This window comes from Kribbella orskensis, from assembly GCF_004342085.1.
In the GTDB taxonomy this organism is placed as follows: Bacteria; Actinomycetota; Actinomycetes; order Propionibacteriales; family Kribbellaceae; genus Kribbella; species Kribbella orskensis.
The window spans coordinates 576,153-594,798 of the sequence record NZ_SLWM01000002.1; the positions used below are offsets into that span (position 1 = coordinate 576,153).

The following is an 18,646-nucleotide window of genomic DNA, read 5'->3' on the forward strand; positions in this document are numbered from 1 at the left end:
AGTCAGCTCGCCAGCAGCCGGTCCAGTGACTCCCGGACCCGGTCGGTGTCCTCCCGGTACTTGAGCACCGCCCCGAGCGTCGCCGCCGCGGCCTGGACGTCGAGGGTGTCCGTGCCGAGCGCGTCGAGCGCCCGGGCCCAGTCGAGCGTCTCCGCGACGCCGGGCGGCTTGAGCAGGTCCAGTTCGCGCATCCGCTGGACCGACCGCGCGACCTGCTCGGCCAGCCGTGCGGACACCTCCGGCAGCCTGGTCCGGACGATCTCGACCTCGCGCTCCAGACCGGGGTGGTCGATCCAGTGGTAGAGGCAGCGGCGCTTCAGCGCGTCGTGCACCTCGCGGGTCCGGTTGGAGGTGAGCACGACGATCGGCGGCACCTTCGCGGCGACTGTGCCGAGTTCGGGGATCGTCACCTCGTGGGTCGAGAGGACCTCCAGCAGGAACGCCTCGAACTCGTCGTCGGAGCGGTCGATCTCGTCCACCAGGAGGACGGCCGGGCTTTCGCGGAGGGCACGCAGTACGGGCCGGGCGAGCAGGAAGCGCTCGTCGAAGAGGGACTTCTCGACGTCCTCGACCTTCGCGCCCTTCCCGGTCGCCTCGACTGTGCGCAGGTGCAGGATCTGCCGCGGGAAGTCCCAGTCGTACAGCGCCTGTGAGGCGTCGATGCCCTCGTAGCACTGGAGCCGGATCAGCGGCAGCCCGAGCGCGAGGGCGATGGCCTCGGCGAGGGAGGTCTTGCCGGTGCCCGGCTCGCCCTCCAGCAGCAGTGGCCGGTCCAGCACGAGCGCCAGGTAGCCGACCGTGGCCAGGCCGTCATCGGCGAGGTACCCGGTTCCGCGCAACCGCTCGGCGAGCTCTGCCGCGGAGCCGACGACGTTCATCTGTTCAGAATCACCCCGGTTCGGTGCCGTTGCCAAGGATCCGGCCGTGGCCGGGAATTTCGCATCGTGGGCAGTGACGTGCGCCACGAGGGGTGAAGGGGTCGCCATGGCACGATGGTTGACGTGACGACCACCGCTGAGGGTTCGAAGTCTCTCCCGTTGTTGTTCCTGGGCCGGGACACCGACCCCCACTCGGAGCGCGGGGTGGAGTGCCCCGGCTCGCTCCCGCCCGCCTCTGACCCGAATCTGGTCGAGCGGGCACTCAAGGCCAAGGCCGCGCTCGGGGACCAGGTGTTCGTGCTGGGCCACCACTACCAGCGCGACGAGGTGATCCAGTTCGCCGATGTCACCGGTGACTCGTTCAAGCTCGCCCGTGACGCGGCGGCCCGCCCCGACTCGCCGTACATCGTGTTCTGCGGTGTGCACTTCATGGCCGAGTCCGCGGACATCCTCACCAACGACAACCAGACGGTGATCCTGCCCGACCTCGCGGCCGGATGCTCGATGGCCGACATGGCCCGGATCCAGCAGGTCGAGGCGGCCTGGGACGCGCTCGCCGACGCGGGTGTCGCCGACGTGACCGTGCCCGTCACGTACATGAACTCCAGCGCCGACATCAAGGCGTTCTGCGGCCGCAACGGCGGCGCTGTCTGTACTTCGAGCAACGCCGACGTCGCGCTCGACTGGGCCTTCCAGCAGGGCGAGAAGGTGCTCTTCCTGCCCGACCAGCACCTCGGCCGCAACACCGCCGTACTGAAGATGGGCATCAGCCTGGACGAGTGCGTGGTGTACGACCCGCACAAGCCGGGCGGCGGTCTGACCCGCGAGCAGTTGGCCGCGGCGAAGATGATCCTGTGGCGCGGGCACTGCTCGGTGCACGGCCGGTTCACCGCCGCATCGGTGGACGACGTGCGCTCGCGCGTTCCCGGCGTCAACGTGATCGTGCACCCCGAGTGCCAGCACGAGGTCGTCACCAAGGCGGACCTGGTCGGCTCCACGGAGTACATCATCGACACCCTGGCGAAGGCCGAGTCCGGTACGTCGTGGGCGGTCGGCACCGAGCTCAACCTGGTGCAGCGCCTGGCGAAGCAGCACGCCGACAAGAACATCGTGTTCCTCGACAAGACGGTCTGCTACTGCGCCACGATGAACCGCATCGACCTCCCCCACTTCGTCTGGACCCTGGAGAACCTGGTCGCCGGCACGGTCGTCAACCCGATCACCGTCGACGCCGACACCGAGAAGTACGCCAAGATCGCCTTGGACCGGATGCTCGCGCTCCCGGGCAAGACAGCCCGGGACTAGCCGGACCGCCACACCATCAAACGGCCCGTCCTCGGGTGGTCCGTAGGCGCAGCGCGGTCGTCGCCCGGCCATTGATGGGCTGGCGGTTCGGGGGCCCTCACTTGGCGACGCGGGTCGGGGCGTAGAAGGTGGCCAGGACCTCGGGGAGGCGGTCCGGGGACCAGCGGTTGACGGGCTCGATGCGGCCGTGGAGGCCGGCGAGACCCTTGGCCAGTTCGCCGACTACGTCACCGCGCCAGGAGACGACGGCGCCGTCTTCGGGGCCGACGATCACCGAGGGGCCGCCTCGGTCGAGGCAGACCACTGGGCAACCGCTGGCGAGAGCCTCGGCTACGGCCCAGCCGGCCGCTTCGCGCATGGCGGGTGCCAGGAGAGCGTCCGCGCGCAGGAGAGCGTCCAGGACCTCTTCGCGCGGGAGCTGGCCGACGAACTCGACACGATCGCGGATGCCGAGGTTGTCGGCGAGGCGTTCGGCGCGGCTCCAGTCGGGGCCGTCGCCGATCACCCGGAGCTCCCACCCCGCGGCTTCCGGGCGGGCCAGGGCGCTGATCGCCATCAGCAACCCCTTCCACGGGATCAGCCGGCCGACGAACAGCGCGGTCTTGATGCCCGGGGCACCATAGGGTTCACGCGGCCCGCTGGCGGTGGCGAAGCGGCTGATCGCGACGTTCGGCTCGACGACCACCTCGGCCGCGGAATCCTTGAACTCCTCGGCGACATCCTTGTTCTGGGCAACCACCAGATCAGCGCTCTGGGCAAGCTTCCGGCCGATCACCTTGCGGAGCATCCCGGTGTAGGCCCGGCGTACCAGTTCTGCCGACACGCCGCGCGGGCCGAGCCAGTGCGCCATCGAGAGCGGCGCCGAGGTCGATCCCCCGACCGGACCCCAGATCACCTTCGCCGAGGAGGGCCGGACCACGCCCGCGGACATCCAGTCGACCGCGAAGGTCAGGTGGTGGATCACGTCGAACGAGTACTGCGCGTGCAGCCGCCGGGCCGTGCGCCCGGCCAGTCGCTGCCACAACGGGTAGTACCAGTACACGTCGGCAGGTCGGCGCCGCAGCTTCAGCACCCACTTCGGCAGCTCGAGCGGCACCACCGTCAACGACGGCACCGGGCGGATCGCGAGTTCCTCGGCGATCTCGTGCGCGAACTTGCCGCGGGTGAGCAGCCAGACGTCGTGGTCGCGCGCGGCGGCCTTCGCCCAGGCCCAGCCGGCACCCGGCTCGGACCCACCCTTCGGGCGGCAGGCATAGGCGCTGAGCAGGATCTTCGGCCGGGTCACCGTCACGTTCCCTCCAGCAGCCTGCGCAGATCGGTGCTCGAGGTGGAGGCCGTGTACGGGAAGTAGTGCACGCTGGCGCCGACCTCGCCGAGCAGCTTCTCCAGCCGGGTCCCCTTCTCGGTGCCCTTCCAGTCGTCACCCTTGAAGAGCACGTCGTAGCGCAACTGCTTCCACATCTCGAACTTGTCGCTGGACCAGTCGCTGACCACCTGGTCGACCAGGCCGATCGCCTGGACGACCTCCATCCGCTCGTGGTGCGGCACCACCGGCGGCCGGCCCTTGATCCGGCTCACCACGTCGTCCTCGACCACACCGGCGATCAGGAAGTCGCAGTGCTCGCTGGCCCGCCGCAGGATGTTCAGGTGCCCGATATGGAACATGTCGTACACCCCAGGGGCGTAGCCGATGACGCCCATCAGCTCTGTACCTCGGCACGGGCCGCGGGCTGCAGCGCGGCCATCTCGCCGTACCACTTGGCGAACGCGGCCAGCAGGAAGACCAGGTTCGCCACCAGCATCGCGGCGTACAGGACGATGAACAGAGAGGGCCGGCCGAAGGCGAGGAAGACCAGGCAGAGGATGCCGTAGTCGGTCGGTGCGATCAGCAACGACTTGACGACGGAGTCCCCGCGCACGTTGGGTTTCGCGCCACCATGCCGGCGGCGGAGCTGATCGATCAGGATCAGCCCGAAGAACATCACCGTGGACACGCACAGGTAGGCCAGCGGGACGAGCAGCACCAGTTCGTTGCTCAGGGCATCGAAGCGGTAGAGCGAGATCAGCACCGCGCTGTGCAGCAGCGCGACCTTCACGCAGTCGATCATGTGGTCGAGCCACTCCCCCAGCGGCGACCCACCACCGCGCAGCCGGGCCAGCTGCCCGTCGGCGGAGTCCAGGGCATAACCCAGCACCAGCAGGGCCGTCACCACCAACGCGAGCGGCAGGCTGGGCTCGACCAGCGCGATCAGCACGATGCCGATCAGCGAGCAGAACCCGCTGGCCAGGCTGACCTGGTTCGGCGTGCGGCCGGTCAGGAACGCGGCGGCGGCCAGGTACCGGCCGATCCGCCGGTTGACGAACCGTGAGTACACCGGGGTGCCGGCAGAAGACTTCTGGGCTCGGGCCAGCTCGGCGACGACGTCGCCGAGGGAGCGGCGCGTCATGCGACGGAGCTGCGCGACTGTCGCTGGTCGATCGCAGCGCGCAGGATCTGGCTGCTGGAACCCCGGCCGGCCGGCAAGGTGCTGACCAGCCCGGCGGGGATCCCGTCGAGCTCGTCGGCGCCCAGCACGCCGTTGGTACCACTGGCAGCGAACACGGACCGTACCCCCAGTACGCCGATCAGCCACTCGGGCTGGACGCCATCCACCACAACCACCTCGTCGACACAGCGCAACTGCTCGACGATCTGGGCACGCTCGACCAGCGGCACGAACGGCCGCGTTCCCCAGGCGTCCACCGCCCAGTCATCGGTCAGCACACCCACCACCAGCCGGTCGCACTTCTCCTTGGCCCGTTCCAGCACGTCGAGGTGACCGACGTGGAACAGATCGAAAACCCCGGTCAGGTATCCGATGCGTTGCGGCACCTTCTGCTCCCCCTGTGAGTCCTGGCGGACCCTTCTCCGCCGCTCGGGCGACTCTTTGCGTGACGAACTGCCGGTGAGCACCCGGACAACCGGCTCCCACCAACCACCGGACTGACCCCCCACGTCAGCGCTGACCTTATACCGCGCGCTCACAGCCCGCCTACCGCGACCGGCCGTAGGCCGCTCGGCGGGCGATCGCATCGGTGTAGATCCTCTCCGTGGCCTCCAGGTCTCGCTCCGGGGTGAAGCGGTCGAGATAGACCTGTCGGGCTCGCTGCCCGCAGGCTATCGAAGTGGCGGGGTCGACCAGCCACCCGAGGGCCTTCCGCAGCCCTTCCGGATCCCCCGGCTCGGTCAGCGCGCCGGTCTCTCCGTCGTCCACCAGTTCCGCCAGCGCTCCGATCCTGGACGCGACCACCGGTACTCCGTGCGCGAACGCCTCCACCACCACGAGACCGAACGTCTCATAGGAACGAGCCGGTACGACGACGACGCGCGCGGAGCGGAGCACCTCCATGCAGTCGGCCCAGGGAAGTTGCCCGAGCACCCGGACCGACGGGTCCCGCTGGGCCAGCGCTTCGGCCTCGCCGCGGAGCGGGCCGTCGCCGATCACCACCAACTCCCCCAGCGACGAGTCCCACGCCTGGAGGAGGTCGGCGAAGCCCTTGTCCTCCTGCAGCCGGCCGAGGAACACCACGGAGTCACCCGCACCCTCCCGTACTGCGCCCGCCTGCGGGACCGCGTGCGGCTTGACCACGATCTGCGCGGGGTCGAACCCGCCTGCGACGTACCGGGAGCGGACGAACTCCGACGGCGCCACCAGGGTGGTGACGTAGCGCCGCCAGGTGTGCAGAGAGTTGTGGACGCTGATGCCGGTCGCGAGCGGCAGGCTCTGTACCTTCGACTCCCGGTAGCACCCGTGCAGGACGCCCCGCCAGGCGATCCGGCCGACGCAGTCCTCGCACGGACCACCGTCGCGCTGCAGGACCGCGTTGGCGCACATCAGCCGGAAGTTGTGGAGAGTCGCCACCACCGGGAGATCCAGCCGGTGCGCGGCCCGCAGTACCGACGGACTGAACAGCGGGAAGGTGTTGTGCACATGCACGACGTCAGGACGTCGCGCCTGCAATCGGAAGGTTAAATCGCGTTCGGCGGAGAATGACCATACGGAGCGTAGAGGTAACAGCGCGCGATCTTTCCGGCTCATTTGCGCGATGTCGTCGCTGTTCTGTGCGTAGAGGTCAACGACATGTCCTGAGCTACGCAAGAAATCAGCCGTTTGATCGACGACGGTGTTCTCGCCACTGGGTTGACCCGAACGGTAACGGTTGTGCAACATGGCGACCCGCATGGCACTACCTTAAGTCTCGCGGTGGTGACACCTGGTTCGTGGGACCGCCCGTGCGGCGCAGACATGCGGGCGCCGCCGCACCCGGAGGGTGATTTGAGGAAGTTGTGGTTCGCAGCGGTTATCGCGATGGCGGTGGTCGGCGTTACAGCGGCTTATCCAGTCATCTCTCACCTGAAGAACGCGGCATCCGCAGGCAAGTCACGCGACCTCGAGCAGAAGTCCGCTGCCAGCTCAGGAATTCCCCTCACCAAGCCGACCACCAAGCCTCAGGCAGCCGTCTCGAGCAAGCCGCCGTCGGCCGGCCCGACGAAGAAGCCGGTCCCGTCCACCACCGCCAAGGCCCCCAAGCCGAAGCAGACCGCCACCCCCGCGGGACCTGCCCAGCCGGTCGTGGGTGAGAGCAATGCGGGCCCGGCTGTCGCGGGCTCCTGCAGCGGGGTGGTGATCAGGCCCGGCCAGGACGCGCAGTCGGTGATCAACGCACGCCCGGCCGGCTCCACCTTCTGCTTCGCCGCCGGCCTGCACCGGATCAGCCAGACGATCCGGCCGAAGGCCGACATGACGATCGCCAGCGCCTCCCGCGCGGTCCTGTCCGGCTCGGTCCCCCTCACCCGCTGGAGCAAGACCGGCACCCGTTGGGTCACCCGCGGCGCGCTGCCGGCGGCGTACGGGAAGAGCGGGCAGTGCGAGGACGACAGGGCGAACATCTGCAGCCTGCGGGAGCAGGTGTTCGTGGACGGCACCCATCTCACCCGGGTCGCCTCCCTCGCGGCGGTGAAGGCCGGCACCTTCTACGCCGACTACGCCGCCGACGCGATCTACCTCGGGAGCAACCCGGCCGGGCACGCGGTCGAGATGTCGAAGACGCCGACCGCGATCGAGTCGAACGCGCCGGGCGTCACGGTCCGCGGCCTGACCATCGAGCACTTCGCCAGTGCGGCCCAGGCCGGCGCCCTGGTCTCCGGTCCGGGCTGGACGGTCAAGGCCAACGAGGTGCGCTGGAACAAGTCGGTCGGCCTGATGCTGGTCAAGGCGAACAACGCCCGGATCGACCGCAACCTGGTGCACCACAACGGCCAGCTCGGTCTCGGGCAGTACAACTCGCTCGAGGCGGACCTGACCCGCAACGCGATCACCTACAACAACACCGACGGCTTCTGGATCGCCGACTGGGAGTCCGGCGGGATCAAGTCGACCCGCTCCTCCGGCACCGTCAGCGGCAACGTGATCCGGGCCAACAAGGGCGTCGGGATGTGGGCGGACGTGGCCGACGACGGCCGGGTGATCAGCTCGAACAAGATCGCGAACAACGCCGCCGACGGCATCCGCTTCGAGATCAGCCGCAACGGCGTGATCGAGCACAACACCATCACCGGCAACGGCTTCGGCACCGGACGTGGGTCCGGCACCTCGCTGTGGGACGGCGGTGGCATCAACGTCAACACCTCCTCGAACGTGCAGGTCCGGAACAACACCGTGACCGGCAACGTGAACGGCGTCTCGATCCAGTCCCGGACCCGGGGCGACGGACCGTGGGGCCGCTACCTGCTCCGCAACGTGCGCGTCACCGGCAACACGATCGGGATGACGGGTGGCACCCAGTCCACCGGCATGGTGCAGAACAGCGGGGCCGAGGTGCCCGCCGGGCAGCTCACCTTCAGCGGCAACCGGTACCTGCTGGACGAGGCCTCCGCGCAGCGGTTCGCCAGGTTCGGCGCCAAGCTCGACGCCAACGGCTGGCGACGCGCCGGCCTCGACACCGCGGGGAGCTTCCAGACGAGCTGAACGCACCGGCGAACTTGCGCAATACAAGCCTGGGGCAACGACTCGGAGAATACCGATTTCCCTTCAACAGGGCCTCGGCCTTCGGGCCCGTGGACAAGGTGGCTGCCAGCAGCTTCCCCGCCGGGCCGTCCCAGGCGCCCGCCTGCACCGGGGTGACGATCACGCCGGACCAGGACGCCGCCGACGTGGTGGACATCGGCCAGGCCGGTACGACGTATTGCTTCGCCGCGGGCGTGCACCGGATCAGCCGCACCATCCACCCGAAGACGAACTCGACGCTCGGCAGCGACCAGGGCGCCGTACTGACGGGGTCCGTGCCGCTGACCGGGTGGACCGCGAGCAACGGCGACTGGGTGATCAAGGGTGTGCTGCCGGCCGCCTACGGGCAGACCGGCCAGTGCGAGGACAACGTCGCGAACATCTGCTACCTGCGTGAGCAGGTGTTCTTCAATGGCAAGCACCTGAAGCGGGTGAACAGCCAGGACAAGGTTGCTCCGGGCACCTTCTACGCCGACTACGCCGGGAACGCGGTCCTCCTGGGTGACAACCCGCAGGGCCAGGCCGTGGAGATGTCGAAGACGCCGACCGCGATCGAGTCCGGCGCGGGTGGCGTGACGGTGCGCGGCCTGACCGTGGAGCACTTCGCCACCGCCCAGTGGTTCAGCCCCGGCGAGTGGCAGCAGGCCGGCCTCGACGCCGGCAGCAGGTTCACCACCGGGTGACTACTTGGTCAAGCTCGCGACGTGGTCGGTGAGCAGGGCGCGGAAGACCTTGTTGTCGGGGAGGTCGTCGCCGAAGACCGAGCGAACCCCAAGCAGCGCGTCGACGACGGCGGGAGGCTGTGAGCCGGCTCCATCGAGAGCGGCTCGCAGCTTCCCTGCCTGGGGGTCGTCGAGGTGCAACTCGTTGCCCTTGGCGTCCACTCCCCTGCTGACGTAGACCATCCAGGCGGCGACCGCGAGCGAGGCCAGCCGCGGCTCGGCGTTGGCGGCCAGGCGATCGCGCACGGTGCCGAGCAGGCGGACGGGCAGCTTCACCGAGCCGTCCATCGCGACCTGAGCCGTGCGGTGCTTCAGGGCGGGATTCGCGAACCTCTCCAACACGCTCGCCCCGTACGCCGCAAGATCGAGCCCGTCCGGCGGCGTGAGAGTGGGAACCACGTCAGCCGTCATCAGCTCGGTGGCGTACCCGGCGAGCTCGTCGTCCCGCACCGCCTCGGCGATCGTCTCGTAGCCCCGCAAGCCACCCAGATAGGCCAGCATCGAGTGCGTCGCGTTCAACATCCTGAGCTTGGCCTGCTCCCACGGCGCCACGTCCGCGGTCAGTACTGCGCCCGCCTTGTCCCAGGCCGGCCTGGCTCCGGCGAAGTCGTCCTCGATCACCCACTGCAGGAACGGCTCGGCGACCACCACAGCCTCATCCCGTACGCCGAGGAGCCGCGCGGCCTCGTCCCGATCGGCCTCGGTGGTCGCCGGCACGATCCGGTCCACCATGCTCGCGGGGAACCTGGCGGCTTCGAGCTGCTCTGCCAAGCCCGCGGTTGAGCCCGCGGCTGCGTAGTCCTCCACCAGCCGACGGAGGAAGGGGCCGTTGGCCACCAAGTTGTCGCAGGAAACCACAGTGAGAGGGCCGGCGCCGATCTCCGCGCGCCGAGCCAGACCTGCCGCCAGCTGTCCCACCACGGTTCTCGGTGGTCGCCCGGTCAGGTCCGCCTGGATCTCCGGATCGGTCAGGTCGAGCCCACCGCCGGACGCGGCCCGGTACCCCTTCTCCGTCACGGTCAACGTCACCACGGCGACGTCGGGATCGGCGATCCGCGCGACCACGGCGGCCGGGTCCTCCGGCGCCGTGAGGACGTCACGGATGCTCCCGATCACCTGGATCGTCGGATCACCCGCGCCACGGGTCAGTACGGAGTACAGGCCGTCCTGGGGGGCTAGCTGGTCGCGGACGGTTGCGGAGCGCTGGCTGATGCCGCAGATGCCCCAGCCGGTGCCACCGGTGAGCAGGGCGGCCTGCTCGGTGAAGACGGCCTGGTGAGCACGGTGGAACGCGCCCAGGCCGAGGTGCACGATGCCGATCGTCAGCTCGCGCGGGTCCACCGCGGGCGCGTGGGCGGCCGGGAGGCTGGCCAGGTTCAGTCGTTCGGTCATCACCATGAATGCATCGTTCCATCCTCCAGGCGGTTCACCGGCAGGTAGGCCGGGCGGTACGGGTAGGCGGCCGCGGCCTCTTCGTCGAGATCCACGCCCAGGCCCGGCTCGTCGCTCGGCTGCAGGTAGCCGTCGGCGAAGCTGTAGCTGTGGGGGAAGACAGCATCGGTCTCCGGCGAGTGCGGCATGTACTCCTGGAGGCCGAAGTTCGGGATCGAGATGTCCAGTTGCAGCGCCGCCGCCAGGCAGATCGGCGACAGGTCCGTCGCGCCGTGCGAGCCGCTGCGGACGTGGTGCAGCGCGGCGAGGTCGAAGATCCGGCGCAGGTGGGTGATGCCGCCCGCGTGCACGACGGTGGCGCGGATGAAGTCGATCAGCTGCTCGGAGATCAGCTGCTGGCAGTCCCAGATGCTGTTGAACACCTCGCCGACCGCGATCGGCGTGGTGGTGTGCTGCCGGATCAGCCGGAAGCCCTCCTGCAGCTCGGCCCGGACCGGGTCCTCGATCCAGAACGGCGTGTACGGCTCGAGGCTCTTGCCCAGCCGGGCGGCCTCGATCGGGGTGAGCCGGTGGTGCACGTCGTGCAGCAGTCTCAGCGTCGGGCCGAACTCTTCGCGCACCGCCTTGAACACCGACGGCACGTGCGCCAGGTACTTCTCGGTGGACCAGAGACTCTCCGCCGGCAAGGCAAGCTCCGCGTTGGCCGGCTCGTACGTCGTCCCCGCGTGGCCGACGCCGTACGTCGAGTCGAGTCCGGGGATCCCGGTCTGGATCCGGACCGCCTTGTAGCCGAGGGCAACGTAGTGGTCGACCTCCTTCAGCAGGTCCTCGGTGGTCTCCGCACTGGCATGCCCATAGACGGTGACGCCGTCGCGGCTCCGGCCGCCCAGCAGCTGGTACACCGGGAGCCCGGCGACCTTGCCCTTGATGTCCCACAGCGCGGTGTCCACCGCCGCGATCGCGGACATCGTGACCGGGCCCCGACGCCAGTACGCCCCCTGGTAGAGGTACTGCCAGGTGTCCTCGATGCGGGCCGGGTCGCGACCGATGAGCAGTGGCACCACGTGCTCGTTCAGGTAGGCGGCGACCGCCAGTTCCCGGCCGTTGAGGGTGGCGTCGCCGACCCCGTGGACGCCTTCGTCGGTCTCGAGCTTCAGCGTGACGAAGTTGCGTCCGGGGCTGGTGACGACGACCCGGGCGGCGGTGATCCTCATTCCGGCTCCTCCTTGACCCGAGCCACCAGCTGGGTCGGGTTGACGAAGCGCAGCGCCACCACGAGCAGCACCAGCATCATCGCCGTGTACATGACGGCCATCGCGTCGACAGACTGCTGGGCCCGGATGCCGGCGGCTGACATCGAGTAGTAGAGAGCCACCACCAGGGTCTGGGATTCCGGCCCGGCGGTCAGGAAGGTCAGCTCGAACATGCCGACCGTGCGGACCAGGACCAGGATCGCCGAGGCGAGCAGCCCCGGCACCAGCAGCGGTGCGAGGATCTTCAGGAAGACGGCCCGGGTGCCGGCGCCGAGCATCCTGGCCGCGCTCTCGATCCGTGGGTCCACTTGCTCGATGAACGGCGTCATCGTCAGGATCACGAACGGCACCGACGGCACCAGGTTCGCCAGGACCACGCCCGACAGGTGTCCGGCGAAGCCGAACTTGTAGAGCACGGTGGCCAGCGGGATGCCGTAGGTGATCGGCGGCATCAGGATCGGCAGCAGGAAGCTCAGATAGACCAGCCGCTTGCCCGGGAAGTTCTGCCGGGCCAGGACGTAGGCGGCCGGCGCGCCGATCAGCACGGACAGGACCACCACCAGCGCCGACGCGACCAGGGTCACGGTGATCACCTGGAGCAGGCCGAACTCGCGCCAGGCGTCGCCGTACCAGTGGGTGGTGAAGCCGCTCGGCAGCCAGGTGTCGAACCACCGCCGGCCGAACGAGCTGACCAGCACCGAACCGACCACGCCGGCCAGGTTGACGAAGAAGAAGATCACGACGGCCCAGATCACCCAGGCGGTCGGGGTCGCCCTGAGGCTGCGCCGGGCCGGCGGTGCTGCTGCGGTTGTGGCGGTCATCCTTTGCCTCCGGTGGATCCGGTGTAGAGCCGCGCCCGCCAGACCAGCACGATCGCCACCACGACGAGCTCCACCGCGCCCATGATCATCGCGATCGCCGAGGCGTAGGAGTAGTCGTACTGCTCGTACGCCGCCTGGTACGCCGCGAGGGAGATCACCCGGGTCGAGCCGGCCGGGTTACCCACCAGCACCGCGGACGGGAACACCGAGAACGCCAGCACGAACGTGAGCAGGAAGGTGGTCGCCAGGCCAGGCGCGAGCAGCGGCAGGGTGATCCGGCGGAACCGCTGCGAACGGGTCGCGCCGAGCGTCGCGGCGGCGCGTTCGAGCGTGGGGTCGATGCCGCTCAGGTACGACAGCACCAGCAGGAACGCGAACGGGAACCCGGTGATGATGAGTGAGAAGAAGACACCCCAGTAGTTGTTGGTCAGCCGTATCGGGCCGTCGATCAGGTGCAGCCCCATCAGGACCCGGTTGAACCAGCCGGTCGGGCCGAGGAAGTTCAGCAGGCCCTGGGCGGTGAGCACGGTGCCGAGGGTGATCGGGACGACCAGCACGGTCGTCATCAGCCGCTTGCCGCGGAACCGCCCCCGCATCCGGAACGCGATCGGGACGGCGGCGAACACGTTCAGCAGGGCGGCCGGCAGCGCGATCTTGAGCGTGGTGAAGATGGTGTCGCGCTGGTAGGCGTCGTTGAAGAACCGCTGGTAGTTCGCCAGCACGCTGCCGCCGTTCATCGGCTGGAACGACAGGCTCAGCCCGTAGAGGAACGGGTAGATGAACAGCACCAGCACGAAGATCGTGGCCGGAAGCAACAACCAGAGCTTCCGGTCGACGCCGCGCTCGGCCAGCCGATGCCGCCAGTTCAGCGTCGGCCCGGACCCGGCAGTGGCGCTCATACCGCGAGACCTGCCGACGCGAGCTCGGCCGCGGGACGATCGGCCGGACCCTCGGACGGGTACACCAGGAGCCGTCCGGGAGTGACCGTGATCGTGACGTGCTCGCCGGCCTCGACCTTGCGATCGGTGCGGGCGTGCAGCCGGACGCCGTCCTCGAGCGCCACCTCGACAGCGAGCTCGCGGCCCTGGTACTCGACGACCTCGACCCGGCCCTTGAGTCCGGTGACGTCCTCGTTGCCCAGCCGGACATCCTCCGGGCGCACCGCCGCGACAACCTCGTCCCCGGCCGCGAGCGGGCCTTGGGCCACGCCGTTGACGGTGGTGCCGCCCAGTGGGACGGTCACCGCGTCGCCGTCCACTTGGCTCGCCGACACGGGCAGCAGGTTGCGATAGCCCATGAAGTCCGCGACGTGCCAGGTGGTCGGCCTGGTGTGAACCTCTTCGGGCGTGCCGATCTGCTGGACCCGGCCGAGCCGCATCACGACCAGGCGGTCGGCCATGCTGAGCGCCTCTTCCTGGTCGTGCGTGACGTAGACGGTGGTGAGTCCGAGCGACTGGTGCAGCCGGCGGATCTCGGTCCGCATCTCCAGCCGGAGCTTGGCGTCGAGGTTGCTGAGCGGCTCGTCCATCAGCACCAGCGACGGCTCGAGCACTGTCGCCCGGGCGATCGCGACGCGCTGCTGCTGACCGCCCGACAACTGGCCGGGCAGCTTGCCGGCGTGCTCCTCCAGCCGGACCATGTCGATCGCCGCGTCGGTCCGGCGGCGCACCTCCTCCTTCGGCAGCCGGCGCATCCGCAGCCCGAAGGCGATGTTGTCGCGCACGGTCAGGTGCGGGAAGAGCGCGTAGTTCTGGAAGACCATGCCGAACCCGCGCTTCTCCGGCGGCAGCGTGTCGATCCGCTGGTCGTCCTGCCAGATGCTCCCCGCGGTCAGCGGAAGCAACCCGGCCAGGCAGTTCAGCGCGGTCGACTTGCCGCAGCCGGACGGCCCGAGCAGGGCGATGAACTCGCCGCGCTCGATCGTCAGGTCCAGGTCGGCCAGCGCGTCCGCGGTACCGAACCTGCGGCCGACGCCGTCGAGTCTGAGCTGGCCGAATCCGCTCACGACGTCTTCACCTTGCTGCCACCGACCTCGCGGTCCCACTTGTCGAAGGCGGCGACCAGGCTCTTCGCGTCCAGCGGCACCTCGGTCGGGTTGTCCGCGATGAGCTTGTCGTACTCCGCGCGGCCGAACTCCTTGATCGCGTCCTGGCTCTCCTGCGGCGCCTGGGTGAGCTCGACGCCCTTGATCGCCGGGCCCGGGTAGAAGTAGCCCTTGTCGTAGGCCTTGGCCTGCTGCTCCGGGGTGAGCATGAACTGCAGCAGTTGCAGGACGGCGGCCTGCTTGTCGGTCGAGACACCCTTCGGTACGACGGCGTAGTGCGCGTCGGTGACCCAGTGGAAGCCCTTCAGGGTGCTGATGGCGGCTTCCTTCGGCACCGTGCCGAGCACGCGCGGGTTGATGTCCCAGCCGGTGGTGCTGACGATGATGTTCGACGAGCCGTTGGCCAGCGCCTTCATCGTGTCCGCCGTGCCGGACGGGTAGTAGTCGACGTACTGGTTGAGCTCCTTGAGGTAGGCCCAGGTCTTTTCCCAGCCGTTGACCGGGTCCTTCGGGTCCTTGTCACCGAGCACGTACGGCAGGCCCATCAGGAAGGTGCGGCCTGGTCCCGAGTTCGAGGGACGGGCGTACATCACCTTGCCCTTGTTGGCCTTCGCGTAGGCGAGCAGTTCCTCGGCGGACACCGGCGGCTTCGCCACCTTGGCCGGCAGGTACTCGAGCAGCGGGCCGGACGGGTAGTAGGTCACCGTGACGCCGCTGTTGCCGGCGAGCTCCTGCATCTTCTGGGCCGGCGGCAGGTAGTCCTTCATGCCCGGCAGACGATCGGCGTACTTCGGGAGCAGGTCGTTCCAGATGCCTTGCTGCCGGCCCGCGGACAGGCCGTCGGTGCCGGTCAGGACGAGGTCGATGTCGACGCGGTTCGCGTTCTGCTGGGCCTTGATCTTGCCGGCCAGCTCGGGCGCGGGCGACTTGGAGTAGGTGACCTTGGAGATGACGTCCGGGTGCTGCTTGACGAACTCGTCGATCATGGGTTGGGTCAGCTGCAGGTTGCCGGCCACGTCGAGGATGTTCAGGGTCACGGCCTTCGACGGCTTGTCCGGCACGTCGCCGGCACTGTCGGCCGCGGGTTGGTTGGTGGTCGGGGCACCGCACGCCGCGAGAACGGCGAGGGTGCCGACGGCGGCGATCATCCGGTAGGGGCGCATCGGACTTCTCCTCTGTCAGGGTCGTGCAGGGTCTGAGGCCACTCCCGTGGAGTCCCGCACGATCAGCTCGCCGTGCAACGTGCCGCGGGTCCCGATGATGGTGTCGGGATCCGGGTCGTCGAGGACGGCGAGCAGCAACTCCACCGCGATCTGGCCGGCCTTCTGCTTCGGCAGCCGCACGGTGGTGAGGGCGGGGCGGGTCATCCGGGACATGGCGATGTCGTCGATGCCGACCACGCTGAGGTCGTCGGGCACCGAGATTCCGCGGGCGTGCAAGCGGGCCAGCAGCCCGATCGCGACCAGGTCGTTGTAGGTCACCACCGCGGTGGCTCCGGTGGCGACGGCCTGGTCCGCGGCGGCCATGCCGCCGTCGTACGTCGGTGCGAAGTGACCGACCTCCAGCAGGTCCACGCCGTTGTCGTTGGCGGCCGCGTAGAGGCCGATGATGCGGTGCGCGCTGGACCAGGAGGTCCTGGGTCCGCCGACCCAGGCGATCCGGCGATGGCCGAGCGCGACCAGGTGGGCGATCGCCTGGCGCATGCCGCCCTCGTTGTCGAAGGTGACCGCGGGGACTCCCTCGACCAGGCGGTTGACGAGCACGACGTTCGTCTCCTGCGCCACGGCGAGCAGGTCCTCCTCGCTCGCGCGGGGCGAGCACAGGATCAGGCCGTCGACCTGCTTGGCCAGCGCGCGGACCAGGACGACCTCCTCGACCGCGTCCTCGTCGGTGTCGGCCAGGAAGACCGCCACGTCGGACTGCCGGGCGCGGGCCTGGACACCCTTCACCACGCTCGGGAAGAACGGGTTGGCGAGATCCGGCACGACGAGGCCGATGTTCCCGGTCCGGCCGGTGATCAGTCCGCGGGCCGCCCGGTTGGGCTGATAGCCCAGGCGCTCGGCGGCGGCCTGCACCCGCGCCCGGGTGGCCGCGTTGACGACCGCGGGCGTCGACAGGGCCCGGGACACCGTGGACGGCGACACCCCGGCCAGGCGTGCGACATCACGAAGCGTTGCGGGCATCTCCACCTCCAGTGCTGGTCGTTCGCTGAGTCTGCAATCGCTTGCATTGTTGTGTCAAGAGCTCGATGACCGGATGTGGACAACCGCTTGATTTCCCTTGTTTCATGGACTTGTGTGAGGATCGGATGCCTGCAATCCTTTGCATCAGCCGTTGCAGCCGACCCCTCACGGAGGACTCATGCCGAAGGCTCTGCGCCCCCATCCGGACCGTGCCCTGCCCGTCGGCGAGGCCCGCGAGGTGGCCCGCCGGATCCACGAGTCCACCCGTGACCTGCCGCTGCTCTGCTTCCACGGGCATGTCGATGTGGCGCTGTTCGCCACCGACGAGGCGTTCGGCAACCCGGCCGAGCTGCTGGTGGTGCCGGACCACTACGTCACCCGGATGCTGATCTCGCAGGGCGTCGCCCCCGACCGCCTCGGGCTCCCCCGCCGCGACGGCACCAGGACCGCCGAGCCGCGCGACATCTGGCGCGAGTTCTGCTCCCACTGGGACCTCCTGCTCGGGACGCCGAGCCGGTACTGGCTGGAGCACGAGTTCGCCGAGGTGCTCGGCGTCGAGGTGGCGCCCTCCGCGGAGACGGCCGACGTTTTGTTCGACCAGATCTCCGCGCGGCTGGCCGAGCCGGAGTTCCGCCCGCGCGCGTTGCTCGACCGGTTCAACATCGAGGTCATCTCGACCACGGATGCAGCCACGGACGACCTCGCGCACCACGCGAAGCTCGCCGCCGATCTGCCCGGCCGGGTGATCCCGACGTTCCGCCCGGACGCGCTCGTCCACCTAGACCGGCCCGGGTGGAGCGACCTGACCCGGCAGCTCGGGGAGCTCGCCGGCGCCGACACCTCGACGTACGCCGGGTATCTGGACGCATTGCGGCAGCGTCGTCAGGCGTTCCTGGCCGCCGGCGCGCTGGCCACGGACCACGGGCACCTGAGCGCCGCGGCGACTCCGCTCGACGACTCAGCGGCCGCGCGGATCTACGAGAGCGCCTTGCGGGGCGAGGTTTCCGCCGACGACGCGAGCAGCTTCGCCGGGCACATGCTGTTCCAGATGGCGGCGATGTCGGCCGAGGACGGGCTGGTCATGCAGCTCCACCCGGGCGTGCTCCGCGATCACCACCCGGACATCCACGCGGCGTATGGGCCGGACCAGGGGCACGACATCCCGGTGGCGACGGAGTTCACCCGCTCGCTGCGGCCTGTGCTCGAGCGGTTCGGGCACGCCGACGGGTTCCGGATGGTGCTGTTCACCGTGGACGAGACCACCTATTCGCGCGAGCTGGCGCCGATCGCCGGGGTCTACCCGACCGTGCGGCTGGGCGCGCCGTGGTGGTTCCTCGACAGCCCGGACGGGATGCGGCGGTTCCGCGAGCTCGTCACCGAGACGGCCGGCTTCTACAACACCTCGGGCTTCGTCGACGACACCCGTGCCTTCCTCTCCATCCCCGCCCGGCACGACCTGGCCCGCCGGATCGACGCCGGCTACCTGGCCAACCTCGTCGTCGAGCACCGCCTGGAAGAGGACGACGCCTTCCAGGTCGCCAAGGACCTCGCCTACAACCTCGCCCGAACCACCTACATCCGCTGACCACCCGCCTGCGCCGTTAGAGCCCGAGCCTGCACGGCGTCGAGTACTGCGGTGTAGGTGGCGCTCACCGGTACGCCGATCCGCAGTACCAGCGCGTCGTCGTCGGCGGGGAGGAAGTCGAAGGTGAAGAAGGCGCAGCAGGCGATCTCGCGCCGGGCGAGATCGCGAGCTTCGGCTTCCGCGGTGGAGGCGATCGTCAGGTCGAGCGTGATCGGATCGACTCGGCGGACCGCCTGCACGGAGCGGGCGAAGAGCTGCTCGAACTCGGCGGCCCGGAGCGGTTGCTCGACCGTCGGCAGGGTGCAGGCCGACGGGACCCAGAGGTTCTCGGAAGTGCTCATGGTCCGACCGTAAGGCTGTAGCTGGGTACCGATTGCAAGCCCTGAAGTCGACGACCGGCCGAGGACCTATAGTTT

Annotated in this window: 18 protein-coding genes; 4 read left to right on the forward strand and 14 right to left on the reverse strand. The window is 69.2% G+C overall.

All coding sequences use genetic code 11. The annotated features are described in order from the left end of the window. Positions 1–2: 2 nt before the first annotated feature. Entirely contained in the window at positions 3–878 is an 876-nt protein-coding gene (locus tag EV644_RS07760; protein ID WP_132187856.1) for an AAA family ATPase, read from the reverse strand. 114 nt (positions 879–992) lie between these two features. On the opposite strand from EV644_RS07760, the gene nadA reads away from it, so the two are divergent. Continuing rightward, positions 993–2,183 carry a quinolinate synthase NadA gene (nadA, locus tag EV644_RS07765; RefSeq protein ID WP_206751496.1) on the forward strand — a complete coding sequence of 397 codons (1,191 nt, stop codon included), beginning with the start codon at positions 993–995 and terminating at the stop codon, positions 2,181–2,183. Positions 2,184–2,280: 97 nt separating this feature from the next. Here the strand turns inward: nadA and EV644_RS07770 are convergent, their stop codons facing one another. The 5 genes from EV644_RS07770 to EV644_RS07790 all read right to left on the reverse strand — a co-directional run bounded on the left by EV644_RS07770 (position 2,281) and on the right by EV644_RS07790 (position 6,406). Beyond that, positions 2,281–3,474 carry a glycosyltransferase gene (locus EV644_RS07770; RefSeq protein WP_132187854.1) on the reverse strand — a complete coding sequence of 398 codons (1,194 nt, stop codon included), beginning with the start codon at positions 3,472–3,474 and terminating at the stop codon, positions 2,281–2,283. Beyond that, positions 3,471–3,884 (reverse strand): FAD synthase family protein, encoded by a 414-nt coding sequence (locus tag EV644_RS07775; RefSeq protein ID WP_132187853.1) that lies wholly within the window; start codon positions 3,882–3,884, stop codon positions 3,471–3,473. The genes EV644_RS07770 and EV644_RS07775 overlap by 4 nt, the downstream gene beginning before the upstream one ends. Further along, a complete protein-coding gene (locus EV644_RS07780; RefSeq protein ID WP_132187852.1) occupies positions 3,884–4,630 on the reverse strand; it encodes a CDP-alcohol phosphatidyltransferase family protein in 747 nt (248 codons plus the stop codon). The genes EV644_RS07775 and EV644_RS07780 overlap by 1 nt, the downstream gene beginning before the upstream one ends. After that, a complete protein-coding gene (locus EV644_RS07785; RefSeq protein WP_132187851.1) occupies positions 4,627–5,055 on the reverse strand; it encodes an adenylyltransferase/cytidyltransferase family protein in 429 nt (142 codons plus the stop codon). Before EV644_RS07785 ends, EV644_RS07780 begins: the two co-directional genes overlap by 4 nt. 160 nt (positions 5,056–5,215) lie before the next feature. Next, complete coding sequence (locus EV644_RS07790; protein ID WP_132187850.1) at positions 5,216–6,406, reverse strand: glycosyltransferase; 1,191 nt, start codon at positions 6,404–6,406, stop codon at positions 5,216–5,218. A gap of 126 nt (positions 6,407–6,532) precedes the next feature. Here EV644_RS07790 and EV644_RS07795 point away from each other — a divergent pair, with 126 nt between their 5' ends. Together EV644_RS07795 and EV644_RS07800 are read left to right on the forward strand one after the other, a co-directional pair. After that, on the forward strand, positions 6,533–8,191 hold the full coding sequence (locus EV644_RS07795) for a right-handed parallel beta-helix repeat-containing protein (protein WP_370451414.1): 1,659 nt from the start codon (positions 6,533–6,535) through the stop codon (positions 8,189–8,191). Between the two features lie 98 nt (positions 8,192–8,289). Continuing rightward, entirely contained in the window at positions 8,290–8,913 is a 624-nt protein-coding gene (locus EV644_RS07800; protein ID WP_132187849.1) for a hypothetical protein, read from the forward strand. On the opposite strand, the gene EV644_RS07805 is transcribed toward EV644_RS07800, so the two are convergent. Genes EV644_RS07805 through EV644_RS07835 form a run of 7 tightly spaced genes read right to left on the reverse strand, consistent with a single transcriptional unit; the run spans position 8,914 to position 16,645 of the window. Then, a complete protein-coding gene (locus EV644_RS07805; protein ID WP_199239682.1) occupies positions 8,914–10,344 on the reverse strand; it encodes a mannitol dehydrogenase family protein in 1,431 nt (476 codons plus the stop codon). It abuts the gene before it with no gap. After that, positions 10,344–11,558, reverse strand: coding sequence for a D-mannonate dehydratase ManD (gene manD, locus EV644_RS07810; protein ID WP_132187848.1), 1,215 nt, complete (start codon positions 11,556–11,558; stop codon positions 10,344–10,346). The genes EV644_RS07805 and manD overlap by 1 nt, the downstream gene beginning before the upstream one ends. After that, a complete protein-coding gene (locus tag EV644_RS07815) occupies positions 11,555–12,418 on the reverse strand; it encodes an ABC transporter permease (protein WP_132187847.1) in 864 nt (287 codons plus the stop codon). Before EV644_RS07815 ends, manD begins: the two co-directional genes overlap by 4 nt. Then, entirely contained in the window at positions 12,415–13,317 is a 903-nt protein-coding gene (locus EV644_RS07820) for an ABC transporter permease (protein WP_132187846.1), read from the reverse strand. Before EV644_RS07820 ends, EV644_RS07815 begins: the two co-directional genes overlap by 4 nt. Further along, positions 13,314–14,423 carry an ABC transporter ATP-binding protein gene (locus EV644_RS07825; protein ID WP_132187845.1) on the reverse strand — a complete coding sequence of 370 codons (1,110 nt, stop codon included), beginning with the start codon at positions 14,421–14,423 and terminating at the stop codon, positions 13,314–13,316. The genes EV644_RS07820 and EV644_RS07825 overlap by 4 nt, the downstream gene beginning before the upstream one ends. Then, positions 14,420–15,625 (reverse strand): ABC transporter substrate-binding protein, encoded by a 1,206-nt coding sequence (locus EV644_RS07830; RefSeq protein WP_132187844.1) that lies wholly within the window; start codon positions 15,623–15,625, stop codon positions 14,420–14,422. The genes EV644_RS07825 and EV644_RS07830 overlap by 4 nt, the downstream gene beginning before the upstream one ends. 15 nt (positions 15,626–15,640) lie before the next feature. Beyond that, positions 15,641–16,645 carry a LacI family DNA-binding transcriptional regulator gene (locus tag EV644_RS07835; RefSeq protein ID WP_132187843.1) on the reverse strand — a complete coding sequence of 335 codons (1,005 nt, stop codon included), beginning with the start codon at positions 16,643–16,645 and terminating at the stop codon, positions 15,641–15,643. Positions 16,646–16,823: 178 nt separating this feature from the next. Between EV644_RS07835 and uxaC the strand changes: the two genes are divergently transcribed. Beyond that, the gene (uxaC, locus tag EV644_RS07840) at positions 16,824–18,230 is read left to right on the forward strand and encodes a glucuronate isomerase (protein ID WP_132187842.1); all 1,407 of its coding nucleotides are present in this window, start codon (positions 16,824–16,826) and stop codon (positions 18,228–18,230) included. On the opposite strand, the gene EV644_RS07845 is transcribed toward uxaC, so the two are convergent. Continuing rightward, complete coding sequence (locus EV644_RS07845; protein ID WP_132187841.1) at positions 18,218–18,571, reverse strand: hypothetical protein; 354 nt, start codon at positions 18,569–18,571, stop codon at positions 18,218–18,220. The genes uxaC and EV644_RS07845 overlap by 13 nt on opposite strands. Between the last annotated feature and the right edge of the window lie 75 nt (positions 18,572–18,646).

What these genes read in the sequence shown, in the direction of transcription:
- EV644_RS07795 (WP_370451414.1), top strand. Translation starts at nt 6,533, where the DNA reads ATGGCGGTGGTCGGCGTTACAGCGGCTTATCCAGTCATCTCTCACCTG.
- EV644_RS07835 (WP_132187843.1), bottom strand. Translation starts at nt 16,645, where the DNA reads ATGCCCGCAACGCTTCGTGATGTCGCACGCCTGGCCGGGGTGTCGCCG.
- EV644_RS07775 (WP_132187853.1), bottom strand. Translation starts at nt 3,884, where the DNA reads ATGGGCGTCATCGGCTACGCCCCTGGGGTGTACGACATGTTCCATATC.
- nadA (WP_206751496.1), top strand. Translation starts at nt 993, where the DNA reads ATGGTTGACGTGACGACCACCGCTGAGGGTTCGAAGTCTCTCCCGTTG.
- manD (WP_132187848.1), bottom strand. Translation starts at nt 11,558, where the DNA reads ATGAGGATCACCGCCGCCCGGGTCGTCGTCACCAGCCCCGGACGCAAC.
- EV644_RS07790 (WP_132187850.1), bottom strand. Translation starts at nt 6,406, where the DNA reads ATGCGGGTCGCCATGTTGCACAACCGTTACCGTTCGGGTCAACCCAGT.
- EV644_RS07815 (WP_132187847.1), bottom strand. Translation starts at nt 12,418, where the DNA reads ATGACCGCCACAACCGCAGCAGCACCGCCGGCCCGGCGCAGCCTCAGG.
- EV644_RS07780 (WP_132187852.1), bottom strand. Translation starts at nt 4,630, where the DNA reads ATGACGCGCCGCTCCCTCGGCGACGTCGTCGCCGAGCTGGCCCGAGCC.
- EV644_RS07820 (WP_132187846.1), bottom strand. Translation starts at nt 13,317, where the DNA reads ATGAGCGCCACTGCCGGGTCCGGGCCGACGCTGAACTGGCGGCATCGG.
- EV644_RS07830 (WP_132187844.1), bottom strand. Translation starts at nt 15,625, where the DNA reads ATGCGCCCCTACCGGATGATCGCCGCCGTCGGCACCCTCGCCGTTCTC.
- uxaC (WP_132187842.1), top strand. Translation starts at nt 16,824, where the DNA reads ATGCCGAAGGCTCTGCGCCCCCATCCGGACCGTGCCCTGCCCGTCGGC.
- EV644_RS07760 (WP_132187856.1), bottom strand. Translation starts at nt 878, where the DNA reads ATGAACGTCGTCGGCTCCGCGGCAGAGCTCGCCGAGCGGTTGCGCGGA.
- EV644_RS07805 (WP_199239682.1), bottom strand. Translation starts at nt 10,344, where the DNA reads ATGACCGAACGACTGAACCTGGCCAGCCTCCCGGCCGCCCACGCGCCC.
- EV644_RS07845 (WP_132187841.1), bottom strand. Translation starts at nt 18,571, where the DNA reads ATGAGCACTTCCGAGAACCTCTGGGTCCCGTCGGCCTGCACCCTGCCG.